Below are 17,637 nucleotides of genomic sequence, written 5' to 3'. Positions count from 1 at the left end.
GGTGATCGGTATGAGTTACGACAATTTCTTCGGCTCGTTTTTTGACAGGGTCGGGGACCATGAACATGAGGAAATGAGATGCCCAAACTGCGGGCTTGAATTCCGGTCCTTCAAGAAGACCGGCCTCCTCGGCTGCAGCGTATGCTATGAATACTTCGCGGAATATCTGGTACCTTCGATAAAGAGGGTGCAGGGAGGACTTGTCCATGTTGGAAAGTTCCCGAAGCATGCAGCTATAGAGATGACTAACAAGAGGAAGCTTGAGACACTGAAAAGGCGTCTTCAGGAAGAGATAGCGAAAGAGAATTTCGAGGAAGCTGCAGGTATAAGGGATGAGATAAACCAGCTGAGGCGTGAGATGAAGAAGGAAGGTGAGACCAATGCTTGAAAAGGAATCACTTGTACTCATGAGCAGGGTAAGGCTCGCAAGGAACCTTGATATGGTTCCGTTCCCGCATATGCTTGACAGGGAGAGGGCAAGGGACATAGTTTCGAAGGTTGAGGATGCCTTCTATGTCAGCTCGGCGATCAAGTCCGACTATAGCACCCACAGGATGTGGGACCTGGGAAGGACTGACATACTTGTAGGCTTCGAGAAGCACCTGGTGAGCGCGAAGCTCATCAACAACAGCGACATATCGGCATATATACTTGAAAACAGGGAACTGGTGAGCCTCATGGTAAACGAAGAGGACCACATAAGGCTGCAATGCATGCAGAACGGCTTCGGTCTCAGGGACATATTCAAGAAGGCTGACATGCTTGACGACCTCCTTTCAGAAAGGCTGACGTTCGCATTTGACAAGAACCTCGGGTACATTACAGCTTGTCCCACAAACCTCGGGACTGCAATGAGGGCTTCGGTAATGGTCCACCTTCCTGGCTTCACGCTGGCTGACAAGATAAGCCATGTAGCCCAGGTTCTCGCCCAGATGGGCATGACAATAAGGGGCATATACGGAGAAGGCTCACAGGCGGAAGGGAACATATACCAGATATCCAATGAGGTCACACTCGGACTATCCGAGGAGGATATCCTGACAAACCTTGAGAGTACCATCCTCAGCATACTTGATGAGGAGCAGGTCAACCAGATGAAGCTTCTGGGCCAGTTCACAAGCGAGATAGAGGACAAGGTGTACAGGTCGCTTGGCATACTGATGAATGCCAGGGTGATGGCGTCAAAGGAAGCACTTTATCACCTGTCCATGGTGAGGCTAGGTATAGAGCTTGAGCTTTTGAAGGACATTGAACTGAACATAATAGATAACCTGATAATAAGCACACAGCCCGGAATGATGCAGAAGGCATATGGCACGGCACTCACCGAGAAGGAGAGGGACGTGAACAGGGCGAAGATAATAAGAAGCATTTTTTAGACAAGGAGAGTGTTAGTAATGTTTGAGAGATTTACGGAAAGGGCGAAGGCGACCCTTATGCATGCCCAGAAGGAATCCCAGAAGTTCCAGCATGGCTATATAGGTACCGAGCACATACTTTTCGGCATAGCCAGCGTTGAGGGCGTAAGCAAGAACATGCTTAATGAGAACGGGGTGACCGCAGAGGTCATTGATGCCCTGATAGAGGAAAGTGTTGGAAAGGGGAACAACATGACCATGGGGCCGGGGCAGTTCGCCCTGACACCGCGGACGAAGAGGCTGCTTGACAACAGCTTCAAGGAAGCAAGGAACCTTGCCCAGAACTATGTGAGCCCGGAGCACATGCTGATTGCGATACTCAGCGAGGCGGAAGGCATAGCGTACAGCATACTTACGAACCTGCAGGTAGATATCGGGAAGCTCAGGGGACAGGTGCTTGCATCCTTTGCAGGACAGCAGGGGGAGCCTGGCAGCGAGGGACAGTCATCCGAAAAGTCGAACACACCGGTGCTTGACCAATACGGCAGGGACCTGACTTCAATGGCAAGGGACGGGAAGCTTGATCCTGTAATAGGCAGAGGTGACGAGACCGAGAGGATACTTGAGATACTCTCAAGACGTACCAAGAACAACCCATGCCTCATAGGGGACCCTGGTGTAGGTAAGACAGCGATAGCCGAAGGCCTTGCCCAGAGGATAGTGAAGGGAAACATTCCTGAGCTGCTGAAGGACAAGAGGGTAATCAGCCTGGATATTTCATCCATGGTGGCAGGTTCGAAGTACAGGGGTGAATTCGAGGAAAGGCTGAAGAACGTAATGGAGGAGATCAGGAAGGCTGGTAATGTCATCCTGTTCATAGATGAGATCCATACCATAATCGGTGCAGGAGGAGCTGAAGGCGCGATTGACGCTTCCAACATCCTTAAGCCGGCACTGGCAAGAGGCGAGATACAGGCAATCGGCGCCACAACCATTGAGGAATACAGGAAGCACATAGAGAAGGATGCCGCACTTGAGAGAAGGTTCCAGCCTGTAACAGTAGGGGAGCCGTCCCTTGAAGAAGCGCTGCTAATACTCAAGGGGCTGAGGGACAAGTACGAGGCTCACCACAGGGTCAAGATAACCGATGAGGCCCTTGATGCCGCTGTGACTCTTTCTGACAGGTACATCACAGACAGGTATCTTCCTGACAAGGCGATAGACCTGATGGATGAGGCAGCTGCAAAGGTGAGGATACAGAACCTAACAGCGCCGCCTGATGTTAAGAAGATCGAGGAGGACCTGAAGCATATCGCCAAGGAAAAGGAAGAGGCTGTATCACTTCAGGATTATGAGAAGGCTGCAAAGCTTCGCGACCGCGAGAATGAGCTTAAGAAGAACCTGGAGGACTCCAAGAAGAACTGGAAGTCAGGCAGCGCTTCGGTAAGCAACCTTGTTGTCGGTGAAGAGGACATTGCGCAGGTAGTCTCAAGGTGGACAAAGGTTCCAGTAAAGAAGCTCACTGAAAAGGAATCCGAGAGGCTCCTTAACCTTGAGGCCATACTCCACAACAGGGTGATCGGGCAGGAAGAGGCAGTAAAGTCAATATCCAGAGCGGTAAGACGTGCGAGAGTCGGCCTCAAGGACCCGAAGAGACCGATCGGATCGTTCATATTCCTGGGACCTACAGGTGTAGGAAAGACTGAGCTTACAAAGGCACTGGCAGAGGCAATGTTCGGGTCGGAAAAATCCATGGTAAGGATAGACATGTCCGAGTACATGGAAAAGCATACTGTTTCAAGGCTCATAGGTTCACCTCCGGGCTACGTTGGATACGATGAAGGTGGCCAGCTCACAGAGGCTGTAAGAAGGAATCCGTATTCGGTGATACTTTTCGATGAGATAGAGAAGGCGCATCCTGACGTGTTCAATGTCCTGCTGCAGATTCTTGAGGATGGAAGACTTACTGATGGAAAGGGAAAGACAGTCAACTTCAAGAATACCATCATAATAATGACCTCAAACGCTGGAGCAATGACCATAAAGAAGCAGAAGTCCATCGGATTCGTGACATCAGCGGATGAGAAGGCAAGCGACTACGAGAAGATGAAGGACAACATACTTGATGAGCTCAAGAGGACCTTCAGGCCTGAGTTCATAAACAGGATAGATGACATCATAGTATTCCATTCGCTTGAGGCGAAGGACCTTGACCAGATAGTGAACCTAATGCTTAAGGAAGTGGCTAAGCGTGTTGAGGAAAAGGATATCTTCCTTACCTTCAGCGAAGAGACAGTAAACTTCCTGGCATCAAAGGGCGTGGATACGACCTATGGAGCAAGGCCGCTAAGGCGTGCAATAACAAAGGAGCTTGAGGATACGCTCTCCGAAGCGATGCTTCAGGGAAATGTCAGACCAGGTGATGAGGTCATCGTGGATGTCAAGGACAAGGCACTCATCTTCGTCAAGAAGGGTGAACGTGAGATTGCACCTGAGGAGAGAAGGGAATTCGAGGATAAGGTACTTGAACAAGAGAAGCAGGAAGGTAAATAGTGATTTTCTAAAAGGCCGGTTGAGAAACCGGCCTTTTCTTATGGGGAGAATTCACTGTATTCAAAACCGTGGAATGAATTTCATGGTTTTAACTGGCCAAAAGATCATCTGACAGGATGATTATAGGTTCGCGTGAAACGTTTCGCGTGAAATGAATACGAAATATGTAGTCCCATTTCCTCGTAAGATTTAGGGGATTTGATTTTGGCATCGCAAGTGACTATCATGAAAAGCCTTCAATACCAATGGGTTTAGAGGGTTTTGACTTTGATGGCAGCTCTGAAATGATGGCGAAACGGATTATGTTAAATAAATAACGAACATTAGTATTAAAAATAACGAAGTAACCCTTAATGAAATTTGCGCGAAATGAATTTCCTGGTAAATTTTGGATAAGGCAGAGCAAAATCGTGAAACGTTTCATGGCAATTAATGGACATGTCATCATGTACCAGTCAAAATCGTTTGAAATGTAAAGGATTTGAGAGTTTTTCCATGAAACGTTTAGTCGTTATATTTAATACTCAATAAGATACCGATTGCAAAAAAAATAAAAAAATTATTATTGTGAATATCTCATAAAAAACATACCTGGATAATATTTTAGTCAGAATATCCCGCGGATTTTACCATAAGAGGGGAAAGTGTAACGGATAATTCTTCAACAAATATTTAATAGCAATATAAATACAAGCTTGAAGTGATATAAAGTTAAAGATTTAACAGGTGTTGACAACGGTTTCTGGCAGTACTATTATGTGGGCAAGAAATTCATTCCAAAACAAAAGATGAAAACATGAAATGAATTTGATGAATTTCATGTGAATAACAAGAAGAGGAGGGAAGAAGAAATGAAAGCATTCGATTCAAGTTCAAGGAGCACAGAGACGATCGACAGGATTGTCAGTCACTATGATACATATTCGGAAGTGGAGAAGAGAGTAGCGGACTTCATACTTGAAAACCAGGAAAGTATTGCATCAATGACCACGGCTGAGCTCGCAAGGAATTGCCAGACAAGCCCTGCATCGATCATAAGGTTCAGCAAGGCCATAGGCTTCAAGGGTTTCAATGAGCTGAAGTACTACATGGAGAACCAGATACTCTCGAGCTATGGCATAGAGCAGGCAATCGGAAAAGATGATGACATCGCGATGATCAAACAGAAGTTCGCCAAGCTGAACCAGCTAATAATCGATGATACCATGCAGTTGCTTGACAACAGGCAGCTGGAATTAGCCATAGACAAGCTTGTCAATGCAAACAGGATACTTGTCATCGGTGAAGGCGGATCAGGGGCCATATGCATCAGTACATACAACCTGTTCCTTCAGCTTGGATTGCCTTGCGCAGTGGAAACAGATGCCTTTCTGCAGGTAATGGCCACAACGCACCTTACTGAAAATGATGTGGTTATTGCAATGATACATAGCGGAAGGTCGAAGAATACCCTCGACAGCATGAGGCAGGCGAAGATCAACGGGGCGACTGTCATATGCATAACAGGCTACCAGAAATCACCGATGTCTGAGGAAGCCGACATAGTGCTGTATTCAACAACGAGAAGCACTCTTTCGCTTAGTGATGTGCCATCAGCGAGGATCAGCGAGCTTTGCATTATAGGAGTTCTGCAGCTGGGAATCCTGGCGAGGAACTTCAACAAATACACAGTAAATATAGAGAAGTCAAAAGAAGCCTATAAGTTGAAGAGAATCTAAAGACAAAATAACCAGGGGGAAAGAGTACATGAAGAAAAAGATCATAGCGATACTCGCAGGCCTTGTGCTTGTGATGCCGATCCTTGCAGGATGCACGAGCTCAACAGGCGGCTCAGGTACTGGAGATGAGAAGCTTTATCCCAAGATGAAGCTGAGGATGACTGTAAACGGGACTGACATAGCAACCGACACCAAGACAGCAAAGAAGTTCGCTGAGCTTGTAAAGGAAGAGTCAGGAGGAAACATTGAGATCGTAGTTTTCCCAAATGACCAGCTTACAGGCGGAAATATGACCAAGTCAATCGAGATGGTTGCACAGGGAACCACTGAGATCTCTGCATATGCCACAAGTGCACTTGGTGTTCTGGACCAGAGACTTCTGGTTGGGACAATACCATGGATATTCGACAACTACACCCAGGCCAGGGAGATGATAGATTCAACTGGCGGTGCATATTATGCCAAGCTCCTTGCAAACAAGGGCCTGACCTATCTGGGCTCCGTGCACAATGGCTTCAGGCAGATCACGAACAGCAAGAGGGAAGTCAAGAAACCAGAAGATGTGGTTGGACTTAAGATCAGGGTCCCTGGCGGTGAGGTATACCTCAACTTCTGGAAGGCGCTTGGCGCAGATCCTGTGGCGATGAGTTGGGGTGAGGTCTTCACAGCGATACAGCAGGGTACGATCGATGGACAGGAAAACGGGTTCAGTGTCACAAACTCAGCCAACGTATACGAGATACAGAAGTACATGACTGTATGGAACTACACATATGAGAATTACCTTTTCGTTGTCAATTCTGAAAAGTTTGAGTCGATGACACCCGAAACACAGGCACTCCTTAAGGAAAAGGCCCTTGAAGCATGCGAATGGGGCAGGGACATGGTTGAGGAAGGTGAGCAGGTTCTTATGGAGAAGTTCAGGGCGGCAGGAATGACGGTAACTGAGCTCTCATCTGAAGAGCTGGAGCCCTTCAAGGCAAAGATAGCGGACCTGCAGAAGTATTTCATTCAAAAGTATGGCACTGAGGCTGCTGAGGCCTTCGGACTCAAGTAACAGAAGATAGAAACTGATTATGGGGGAAAACATGAAAAACGCATTTGATAAACTTGAAGAGATCATTGCAGCTCTTGCGTTGAGCGCTATGACGATCCTGGCTTTCGTCAATGTAATAGCAAGATATGTGTTCAGCGCATCCTTGTCGTTCACTGATGAGATAACAACTAACCTGTTCGTACTTCTTACACTTATTGGCGCATCGATCGCAACTGAGAGGAACGCACATCTGGGGCTTGGAATAGTAACAGACAATGTTTCTCCAAGACTCAGAAAGAGCCTTGCAGTCCTTGCAAACCTGCTCGGTGCTGGCTTCACTGCAGTACTTACGTACTACGGAGTAATCATGGCCTACAACGAGTACAAGCTTCAGCAGGTAACATCGGGAATGCAGCTGCCAGAATGGATATTCGGCTCGTTCGTGCCGATTGGAGCAGCTCTGCTCCTGGTAAGGTTCCTGCAGAAGGCAATCAGGATAAGTAAGGAAGAGGTGAAGTAACATGACGACGATAATTCTGTTTGCATCATTCGTAATCCTTCTCCTGATGAATGTGCCAATAGCAATAACCCTTGGACTTTCATCACTCGTTGCTCTGCTGGCTGAAGGGATCGACCCTATCATAGTTCCGATGAACGTCTATGCTTCAACAAGCAAGTTCGTTCTCCTGGCAATACCGTTCTTCATACTTGGCGGAAACATAATGGAGAGAGTCGGTATTTCAAGAAGACTCATTGTCCTTGCAGAGAAGTTTGTAGGACACCTTAAGGGTGGAATGGCCATAGTCTGCGTCCTGGTTGCCTGCTTCTTTGCAGCCATATCCGGATCAGGCCCGGCAACTGTCGCAGCCCTTGGCATGATAATAATTCCTGCGATGATAAAGACAGGCTACTCACCGGCATTCTCCTCGGCGCTAATGGCAAGCTCCGGTGCAATCGGCGTAATAATACCACCCTCGATAACATTCGTAGTATACGGATCGATCGCTGGTGCATCCATAGGAACCCTGTTCATAGCAGGTGTAATCCCGGGAATACTGGTAGGACTTGGACTTGTAGCTGTGGCTCTGGTTGTCGGCAAGAAGCTTGACCTCAAGACTTCTGAAAAGGCAAGCTTCAAGGAAAGGATGATAGCTCTGAAGGACGCATTCTGGGGACTGATGATGCCTGTCATCATACTCGGTGGAATCTATGGAGGAATATTCACTCCGACAGAGGCAGCGGCAGTATCTGCAGTATACGGACTGTTCGTAGGTCTCTTCATATACAGGAGCATAAACGTGAAGGAGCTCTACCAGATACTTGTTGATTCAACATCGCAGACTGCGGTCGTAATGCTCATAACAGCAACAGCCAGCCTGTTCGCATGGGTAATCACGGTCTCAGGGATAGGCGCTGCAATAACTTCACTGTTCATAAATGTCAGCGGAGGAAGCACTGTCATATTCTTCATAATTGTAAATGTGATACTGCTCATAGCCGGAATGTTCCTTGACTCCACATCAGCGCTCTTCATATTCACACCTCTATTCCTGCCGGTTGCTAAGGTGCTTGGAATTGACCTTATACACCTTGGAGTTGTGATGATAGTCAACCTGGCAATCGGACTTGTGACACCGCCTGTAGGAGTCAACCTGTATGTGGCCTGCGGTATAGGAAACATAAACCTTCAGAAGATTTCCAAAGCTGCCATGCCGCTGCTTATCGTATCGCAGCTGATACTTCTCGGAATAACCTATATTCCTAAGATATCGCTGTTTTTGCCGGGACTGATGTAAATACAACTTACATATAGATGAACGAAAGATAGAAGAAAGCTTGAAACACAAAAGATGAAATTCTGAGAAACGAAGGACAAGGCACCTTAGTGATACAAAAGACTAGGCATTGATAAACAAAAGAAGAAGTCCAAAACAAACAGAAGATGAAGCTGCATGGATGAAACACAAAAGATAAAGCCTATTTGGCTGATCAACGTACGCGATGAAAAACAGGAGGAAAAATCTATGAAAAACATTACCGTCAACGAACTCAAGGAAAAGGCGAAGGAGCTCAGGAAGACCGCTCTGACCATGATCTACACAGCACAGTCAGGACATCCGGGCGGATCGCTTTCAGCGGCAGACCTTATGGCTGCACTGTACTTCAAGGAGATGGACATTGATGCAAAGGACCCGAAGTGGGAGGACAGGGACAGGTTCGTGCTTTCAAAGGGACATGTAGCCCCGATCCAATACTCGGCACTTGCATTGAACGGATTCTTCCCATATGACACAGTATATACGCTCAGGAAGTATGGCTCGATACTTCAGGGACATCCTGACATGAAGAAGACCCCTGGAATCGACATATCCACTGGATCCCTGGGACAGGGATTTTCAGCGGGGGTCGGAATGGCGATCGCTGCAAAGATGGACAGGAAATCATACAGGACATTTGTTCTCGTAGGAGATGGAGAATGCCAGGAAGGACAGATATGGGAAGCTGCTGAGACTGCAGTGAAGTACAAGCTGGACAACCTTGTGGTTTTCGTTGATGACAACGGCCTTCAGTGCGACGGCGCGTGTGCTGAAATAATGCCCACACTGGACCTTGAGAAGAAGTTCTCCGCATTTGGCTTCGAGACCATCAGGATCGACGGACACAAGATGGAGTCAATAGTTGCCGCTCTTGATTCAATAAGGGGTTCAAGGAACGAACTTCCAAAGTGCATTATCCTTGACACTGTCAAAGGCAAGGGTGTTTCCTTCATGGAGGATGTTGCAGGATGGCACGGAAAGGCTCCCAACAAAGAGCAGTATGAACAGGCGATAAGGGAAATAGATGGAGGTCTGAACTAATGGAACTAATGAAGAAAGCCACAAGAGACGGATTTGGTGATGCGATACTTGAGCTCGGAAGGGTAAACAAGAATATCTGTGTAATAGATGCTGACATAGGTAACTCCTGCAAGACAGGTCCGTTCTCGACAGAGCTGCCAAGGCAGCACTTCAATGTAGGGATAGCAGAGCAGAACGCCTGCGGAATAGCTGCAGGACTGGCCACAACAGGCAAGATACCTTTCGTATCCACATATGCGGTGTTCGGATCGCTCAGGATGTGCGAACAGATAAGGCAGACAGTATGCTATCCATACCTGAACGTCAAGATAGCATGTTCACATGGCGGACTTACTCCAGCGAACGACGGAGCGAGCCACCAGAGCATTGAGGACATGGGAGTCCTGAGGACGATACCGAACATGACTGTCGTCATGGGTGCTGACTATAACTCAACCAAAAAGCTTGTAAAGAATGCCGCTGAGATATACGGACCTGTATACCTCAGGTTTACAAGGGACGCAATTCCGGTAATATACGGAGAGGATGAGGAATTTGAGATAGGAAGGGCCAAGCAGCTGTCAGAAGGAGCTGACATAGCGATAATCGCAAACGGCGATACAGTCTATCTAGCACTTGAAGCAACCAAGATACTCAAGTCAGAAGGCTATTCAGTGAAGCTTTATGACATGCACACGATAAAGCCGCTGGATAAGGATGCTGTACTTGCCTCATTGAAGACAGGCAAGATAATAACAGTTGAAGACCATAACATACTCAACGGACTTGGAAGCGCGGTTTCTGAAATAGTCGCCGAGGAAGGCGGAGCTATAGTAAGGAGAATAGGCGTACAGGACCAGTTCGGCCAGTCAGCTCCATATGAGAAGCTTCTTGAGCTCAATGGAATCACAATCGAGAACATAGTGGCAACTGCAAAGACCCTTATCGGGAAAAAGAACTAAAGAGGAGATGGGGATAATCATGATGGATTTTACAAACAGGGTAGCAATAGTTACAGGAAGCGGTTCTGCAAGGGGAATAGGCAGGACGATCGCTGAGACATTCTCATCACTTGGAGCGGCTGTAGTGGTTGCAGACGTCAACCAGGCCGGAATAGACGATACTGTCAATTTCCTCAATGCAAACGGAGGGAAGGCAATAGGTACGGTTGTTGATGTTACAAACGAAGATTCTGTAAATGCCATGGTAGCCCTCACCCTTGAGAAGTTCGGAAGGATCGATGTCCTTGTCAACAACGCCGGAATCTCACAGAAGGTTACTGTAGCTGACATGACTCTCGATGACATGAAGAGGATCTTCAATGTCAACATGTTCGGTCTGTTCCTCTGCACGAAGGCTGTCCTCAAGACCATGAAGGAGCAGAAGTACGGCAGGATAGTAAGCCTTTCATCCGTATCTGCAAAGAGAGGAGGCGGAGTATTCGGCGGAGCCCATTACTCAGCATCCAAGGCAGCTGTTCTCGGATTCTCGAAGAACCTTGCAAGAGAGGTCGCAATGGATGGAATAACTGTCAACTGCGTAGCCCCAGGTCTTGTAAACACAGACATATGGAAGTCAATGCCAGCTGAAGTCGCTGCGGGCGTAATTGCCGGAATTCCTCTTGGAAGACCTGGTGAAACAAAGGAAATCGCAGCTACCATAGCTTTCCTCGCGTCAGAGGAAGCTTCATACATAACCGGCGAAGAGATAGACATCAACGGCGGATCACACATGGACTAAGACCGGCTGACTATGGACCGGAAAACTCATAAGAAGCCGTGAATGCAGGCGACGGCCTATTGCAGGCATGAACGGAAACAATGGAATGATTCGGTTCTAAGGGGCTTGGTTTGGATTCATTGAAGATCAGACTCAATTAAATGCCATTACCTAAAATTTAGATAGAGACTCCTAAAACACTCCTAAAACAGAGTATCCTGTGAAGCGCACACTTCACGGGATACTCTGCTTCATATGAAAGTTATGGGAATGAACCAGGCTTACCTGCTGCCTTTGGAAGTATTTCCGTGGCTGAAGCCGCCAATGGAGGATGAGATATGGAAAGAGCAGGGATTATGGAATACAATCAGATAAGGATGATCATGTGGAAAGGTCAGGGGTGCACATATGGAAGACTTGTCGAAGGTTAAAAGGATCATGGATGGAATTGAAGGTATAATGGAGATCTTCAGAGGTTCCGAACAGTACGTTTCTGAAATGGAAAAGGCTGAGGAGCTGTATGAAGGGATAAAGAATACATATGAGGATTTTTCAAGTAATTACCTGGATTTCAGGGAGATAGCTGACAACCTTTATGATGGGATATACATTTCTAACGGCAAGGGGGATACCCTGTTCATCAATGAAGCGTATGTCAATGCCACAGGGATCAGGAAGGAAGAGGTCATCGGCAGGAATGTCGGTGACATCGAAAAGGAAGGGAAGCTATTCAGAGGCTCGGTAACCATGCAGGTACTTAAGACTAAGAAGATGGTCAACTCCTTGGGTACCATACTGAGGCAGAACAAGGAAGTGCTTGTAACTGGACGTCCGATTTTCGATGAAAATGGTGACATTAAGCTCGTCGTCATAAACAACAGGGACATATCAAACCTCAAGGAGCTTGAAACGAAGGTCGCAAGGCTGCAGGTCGAAGGCAAGATGTCCAATGAGGAGATAAGGTTCCTCAGGCAGAAGCAGCTTACTGACAAGAAGGGAATATTTGCAGACAGGTGCATGACTGATTTGATAAGGCTTGTGGATACAGTTGCTCCTACGGATACCACGGTACTAATAACAGGGGAGTCAGGTACTGGTAAAGAAGTTATAGCTGATAGGATCTATGCTAACAGCAGCAGAAGCGATAAGCCGTTCATCAAGGTCAACTGCTCTGCGATTCCTGCAGAACTGGTTGAATCTGAGCTTTTCGGTTATGAGGCGGGTGCCTTCACTGATGCAAGCAAGCAGGGCAAGGTAGGGCTCTTCGAACTTGCTAAGGACGGGACAATACTTCTGGATGAGATAGGGGATATGCCGCTTTCAATTCAGAGCAAGCTATTAAGGGTACTTCAGCAGAAGGAATTCATAAGGGTCGGCGGCAAGAAGACGATCAGGATAGATGTGAGGGTAATTGCATCCACAAACAAGGACCTCAAGGCAGCTGTAAGGGAAAACAAGTTCAGGGAAGACCTTTACTATAGGCTTAACGTGGTTCCGGTCTTCATACCTCCGCTGAGGGAGAGGTCGGAGGACCTCAGGGCACTCATAGATGAGTTCATCGATGTTAACAACAGGAAGTACAGGAAGGAGGTTTCCCTTACGCCTGGGGCGATGAAGGTCCTTTATGGATATTCCTGGCCGGGAAACATAAGGGAGCTTGAGAACTTCATTGAAAGGATGGTTGTGATCACGAGGAAGGAGCGCATCGACATAAGGGACGTCTCGAGGATGCTGGGAATCGAGAGGTCATCAGATGACAGCGACAGCCTCTATGACGGGATAGACCTCAAGGAGGCTGTCCACAACCTGGAGAAGGAAATGATAGCTGCAGCCATCAGGAAGTATGGATCAACAAGAAAAGCCTCAGAGCACCTTGGCATCGACCAGTCCACTATAGTGAAGAAGTGCAAGAAAATAGGACTGGATTTGAATAAACTTTAACGAATGATGAATTTTGTCATCAAAATTCATCAAGGCGTTTAAAAAATGGTTGTCTAGGAATACAGTAAGTATCTGCAAAATGAATTGATTTTTGTATGAAAAGAGTTTCCGATGAAATAATTCATCAGAATAAACGTTGGAAATCAATAGATAATGAGAATTAATAAGGATAAACGATTACAAAAACAGAGGTGTGATGAAAAATATCATCATACCTCTGTTTCCTTTTGCTTATGTTGGTGATTTTGAATGAAAATACCGCTTAAAAGAGTGGTTTTGATATAAATGGAGTGGATTTCCTGTTTGGCACGATTATTGCTGTTATATCTTCGAACAAGAGAAGGAGGATAAGAAATGGCAAAGACGATTATAACTGTGGCCACGACCGGTGCCTGGCCAACCAAGAAGGACAATCCCAATGTTCCAATGACTCCGGCAGAGATTGCTGAGGATGTCTATGCATGCTACAAGGCTGGTGCAGCTATTGCCCATCTTCACATGAGGGATGACGAAGGCAAGGGTACTATGGACAGGCTTAAGTTTGAGGAGACTGCAGCGCTCATAAGGGAAAAGTGCGACATCATCATAAACTGCACTACATCTGGAGACCTCAACGCAACAGATGAGACGAGGCAGGCCCATCTTCGGACTGTCAGGCCTGAAATGGCATCGTACGACTGCGGAAGCATGAACTGGATGCACACTGGACTGTTCCTAAACCATCCGAAATTCCTCGAAGAGCTTGGCATGACGATGCAGGAATACGGAGTTAAGCCTGAGGTTGAGATCTTCGATGCCGGCATGCTTTATAACTCACTTTACTATGTTAAAAAGGGAGTGCTTAAGACTCCGGTGCATTACCAGTTTGTTCTTGGTGCTGCAGGCGGAACTGATGCCACAGTTGAAAACCTGGTATATCTCAAGAGCCTGCTACCTGAAGGGTCGACCTGGTCTGCACTGGGAATCGGCAAGGGTCATGTACCGATACTGTATGCGACTTTGGCTTTGGGCGGACATGTCAGGGTAGGCATGGAGGACAATGTTGTTTATAGAAAGGGACAGCTTGCTGAATCAAATGCTCAGTTCGTAGAAAGGGCTGGCAGGCTCATAAGGGAATTTGGAAATGAGGTCGCGACTCCTGATGAAGCGAGAGAGCTGCTGGGACTGAAGAAGTAAGGGGGTGAAACTTATGATAAAGCGAATTGCCGTGCTTGGTGCTGGCACCATGGGTCACGGAATAGCAGAAACATTTGCTATGAACGGATATGATGTAAGCCTTTATGAGGTCTTTGATCCTGTAAGGGAGAAGGTCATTGGTACCATCAGGTCTGAGCTTGAGATGCTTGCAAGATATGATGTGGTGGATGGAGGTGAGATCGAAAAAATACTTGGCAGGATAACCCTATATAAGGAACTTGAACCTGCAGTAAGGGATGCTGACTATGTAATAGAAGCTACGCCTGAAAATCTTGAACTCAAGCAGAAGCTGTTCAGGGAGCTGGATGGATACTGCAAAAAGGAAGCTGTCTTCGGAAGCAACACTTCAAGCCTATCACTCGAGAAGATGACAGAAGGCTTAAGTGACGAAAGAAAAGCAAGGACCATGGTATGTCACTGGTATAATCCGGCTCATCTCATGCCTTTAGTTGAGCTCTCATATTTCGGTAACATGGAACAGGCGGTATATGAGGAGATCGAGGACCTGTACAAGAAAGCCGGCAAGCAGACAGTGAAGGTCCTTAAGGATGTGCCTGGCCTTGTAGCAAACAGGATCCAGCAGGGAGTTGCCAGGGAAGTATTCTCGCTGATCGAGATGGGAGTGGCAGACCCTGCGGAAATTGACAAGGCATTGAAATTCGGACCCGCATTCAGGTATGCTACAACAGGGCAGTTCGAGGTAGCTGACCTTGGCGGTCTCGATATCTGGTGCGTGGTAGGAGACAACCTTCTTGGCGTAATGGATAACAGGAAGGAAGCCAATCCACTTCTAAGGGAGAAAGTTGCGGAAGGTAAGCTCGGATTCAAGTCCGGGGAAGGCTTCTTCAGCTATCCCGAAGACAAGAAGAAGGATATCATGGAGAATTTCACAAGGAAGCTGATAATTCAGCTTAAGACATCAAAAAACTATATTGAATAACTGGGGGATAGTAATGGAGAACACAGCAAAAAGCAAAGGCTCTATATTCTGGAGAATAAGCAAGAAGTTCCAGTTTGCTGCAGACAAGATCATTCCTGACTCATTCGTATTCTGCCTTATACTTACTTTCATAGTGTTTGCCCTGGGGATGGTATTTACCGGGACCGGCCCTTTGGCTATGATCCAGCATTGGTATGACGGTTTCTGGTCGCAGATGACATTCGCGTTCCAGATGTCGTTCATGGTCGTAACATGCGCCGCTGCAGCAAAGGCAAGGCAGGTCAAGAAGGTACTTGTGTGGATCGCAAAGATTCCTAAGACACCTGTATCTGCCATGATACTCCTTATGATGTTCGGGTATGTATCAAGCTTCGTCAACTGGGCATTCTGCACAGTTGTAACACCTATACTTGCAATGCAGCTGTCTAAGCAGATCAAGGGACTTCATTTCCCGATGATGATTGCTGCAGGCTATTCAACTATGATACTTGGACAGTGCCTGGGGCCTTCAGCTTCAGTATATGCGCTGCTTGCTACCGATAAACATTTCCTCGCTGACAAGATCGGCGTACTGTCTCAGTCTGTGACTGTATACAATCCTGTCAATGTTACAATGTTTGCAATTCTCGCCATATTTACAATGGTGCTCAGCGTAATGACAATACCACCCAAGGATGAGATAGTCGAATTCAAGACTGCCCTTGATGATGTTGAAGACACTGAAGACGAGGAAAAGATCACTCTTGCTGACAAGATGAACGGAAGCAAGATAATAATGTACCTTGTCGGTATAGCTGGAGTTATTGTAATAGCCAATACCTTCATGAAAAAGGGCTTCCTTGGAGCACTCAATATAAACTTCGTAATCTTCATATTCGTAATACTCAATACATTCCTTTACAGCTCACCGAGAAAGTTCGTTGAAGCCTATAAGGACAACATGAAGCTTTGCACTGAGATCATGATGCAGTTCCCGTTCTATGGCGGTATCGCAGGCATGATGACAGGTTCGGGATTCGGAGCAGTCATAGTTGCTGCCATACTGAAGGTCGCTTCAGCCGCTACAATGCCTCTCTGGTCATACATATCAGCATCTGTCGTAAACCTGTTCATTCCTTCACAGGGTGGCCAGTGGATAGTCCAGGGACCGCTTCTGGTTGATGCTGCGCAGAGTATCAATGCCAACATACCGCATGTAGTCAACGCATTCGTATACGGCGATGAAGCCACAAACCTTCTTCAGCCTCTATATGTAATACCTGCACTTTCAGTCGTCGGAATGAAGCTCAAGAATGTCTGGGGATTCATGGCATTCATATGGTTCTTCTGGGCTATAATAACAATGCTCGGATTATATTTCATCCCGATGTTCTTCTAAGAAGTACCTAAGAAAATACCGCATATTGAGGTATGGCTCTCGTCGGCTGTACCTCATTTTCTTTCTTTACTAAGGATTCGTATAATGTGATAAAAATATAAATAGGTCGATTCCATTGCCAGTGAAAGTCTCATGCCATATAATTTATATAAAGTGATTGTGGAACTGGAGGCTTGTCATGAATAGAAACAGTATGCTTGCCCTTGTATTGTCATCGATGCTTCTTCTTTCAGGCTGCGGAAAAGAAGCAAAACCTCAGGCACAGGAACCGACACCTACTCAGACTATCGCTGAAACAAAGCCACAGGAGACTGTAGCACCAACGGAACCCGAACCAGAGCCAATACCGGTGGATATGTATGAAACTGTTCCTGAAGGAGTATCACCTCTTACAGGATTGCCATACGAAGGTGACGGCAAGGCAATAATGGTGCAGATAGAGAATACTGCAGCAGCAAGACCTCAGAGTGGAATAACAAAGGCTGACCTTATATATGAGATAGAAGTGGAAAGCCAGATAACAAGGCTTACAGCCTTCTTTTTGAGTGAATATCCGACTAAGGTCGGTCCGGTAAGAAGTGCAAGGAAGCAGCACATGTACCTTTGGAAGGAATGGGGATACATGTATGTGTTCTATGGCGGATCTGAAAAGGCAGGGCAGAATATATATGATATTCAGAAGCAGCTGGGAATAAGTGCAATCAGGATTGATGGCATGGCAACATCTGCCGGATTCAGCAGGTCATCAGACCGTGAAGCGCCGCATAACGCATATACGAATCTTGACTACCTGATAAAAAATAAATACAATTTTGAACCAAAGTCCAGGACTATTTATTTTGATGATGCGCTAGAGATAACAGGAGAAAAAGCATCCACTGTTGAGCTTTCCTATGCTTCAAACAACAGGATAAGATATGCATATGACGAAAAGACCCGACTTTACAAGAGGTTCATGTG

15 protein-coding genes are annotated in these 17,637 nt (G+C 46.6%); all 15 read left to right on the top strand.

The window, feature by feature from the left end; all coding sequences use genetic code 11:
* The first annotated feature begins 10 nt into the window (after positions 1-10).
* Entirely contained in the window at positions 11-388 is a 378-nt protein-coding gene (locus T472_RS16925; RefSeq protein ID WP_023385090.1) for a UvrB/UvrC motif-containing protein, read from the top strand.
* The gene (locus tag T472_RS16920; protein WP_023385093.1) at positions 381-1,379 is read left to right on the top strand and encodes a protein arginine kinase; all 999 of its coding nucleotides are present in this window, start codon (positions 381-383) and stop codon (positions 1,377-1,379) included. Before T472_RS16925 ends, T472_RS16920 begins: the two co-directional genes overlap by 8 nt.
* 18 nt (positions 1,380-1,397) lie before the next feature.
* Positions 1,398-3,911: an ATP-dependent Clp protease ATP-binding subunit gene (locus tag T472_RS16915; protein ID WP_082447760.1), complete on the top strand. Its 2,514-nt coding sequence runs from the start codon at positions 1,398-1,400 to the stop codon at positions 3,909-3,911.
* Positions 3,912-4,762: 851 nt separating this feature from the next.
* Entirely contained in the window at positions 4,763-5,629 is an 867-nt protein-coding gene (locus T472_RS16910; RefSeq protein WP_023386842.1) for a MurR/RpiR family transcriptional regulator, read from the top strand.
* Positions 5,630-5,657: 28 nt separating this feature from the next.
* Entirely contained in the window at positions 5,658-6,686 is a 1,029-nt protein-coding gene (locus T472_RS16905; protein ID WP_023386840.1) for a DctP family TRAP transporter solute-binding subunit, read from the top strand.
* A gap of 31 nt (positions 6,687-6,717) precedes the next feature.
* A complete protein-coding gene (locus tag T472_RS16900) occupies positions 6,718-7,185 on the top strand; it encodes a TRAP transporter small permease (RefSeq protein WP_023386838.1) in 468 nt (155 codons plus the stop codon).
* Between the two features lies 1 nt (position 7,186).
* A complete protein-coding gene (locus tag T472_RS16895) occupies positions 7,187-8,461 on the top strand; it encodes a TRAP transporter large permease (protein ID WP_023386835.1) in 1,275 nt (424 codons plus the stop codon).
* Positions 8,462-8,617: 156 nt separating this feature from the next.
* Complete coding sequence (locus T472_RS16890; RefSeq protein ID WP_052011845.1) at positions 8,618-9,523, top strand: transketolase; 906 nt, start codon at positions 8,618-8,620, stop codon at positions 9,521-9,523.
* On the top strand, positions 9,523-10,464 hold the full coding sequence (locus T472_RS16885; RefSeq protein ID WP_023386830.1) for a transketolase family protein: 942 nt from the start codon (positions 9,523-9,525) through the stop codon (positions 10,462-10,464). Before T472_RS16890 ends, T472_RS16885 begins: the two co-directional genes overlap by 1 nt.
* A gap of 22 nt (positions 10,465-10,486) precedes the next feature.
* Positions 10,487-11,242 (top strand): SDR family NAD(P)-dependent oxidoreductase, encoded by a 756-nt coding sequence (locus T472_RS16880; RefSeq protein WP_242864826.1) that lies wholly within the window; start codon positions 10,487-10,489, stop codon positions 11,240-11,242.
* 387 nt (positions 11,243-11,629) lie between these two features.
* Positions 11,630-13,162 (top strand): sigma-54 interaction domain-containing protein, encoded by a 1,533-nt coding sequence (locus T472_RS16875; protein ID WP_023386824.1) that lies wholly within the window; start codon positions 11,630-11,632, stop codon positions 13,160-13,162.
* Between the two features lie 354 nt (positions 13,163-13,516).
* Positions 13,517-14,338: a beta-keto acid cleavage family enzyme gene (locus T472_RS16870; protein WP_023386821.1), complete on the top strand. Its 822-nt coding sequence runs from the start codon at positions 13,517-13,519 to the stop codon at positions 14,336-14,338.
* Between the two features lie 13 nt (positions 14,339-14,351).
* Positions 14,352-15,299: a 3-hydroxyacyl-CoA dehydrogenase family protein gene (locus T472_RS16865; protein ID WP_023386819.1), complete on the top strand. Its 948-nt coding sequence runs from the start codon at positions 14,352-14,354 to the stop codon at positions 15,297-15,299.
* A gap of 13 nt (positions 15,300-15,312) precedes the next feature.
* Positions 15,313-16,677 carry a short-chain fatty acid transporter gene (locus tag T472_RS16860; RefSeq protein ID WP_023386817.1) on the top strand — a complete coding sequence of 455 codons (1,365 nt, stop codon included), beginning with the start codon at positions 15,313-15,315 and terminating at the stop codon, positions 16,675-16,677.
* A gap of 178 nt (positions 16,678-16,855) precedes the next feature.
* Positions 16,856-17,637 (top strand): DUF3048 N-terminal domain-containing protein (locus T472_RS16855; protein WP_023863736.1); only part of this gene is annotated, 782 nt, incomplete at its 3' end.

The sequence above is a fragment of the Youngiibacter fragilis 232.1 genome, assembly GCF_000495435.3.
GTDB lineage: Bacteria > Bacillota > Clostridia > Clostridiales > Clostridiaceae > Youngiibacter > Youngiibacter fragilis.
Note: the sequence above shows the minus strand (reverse complement) of the source record. Positions and strands in the feature narration are given on the sequence as shown.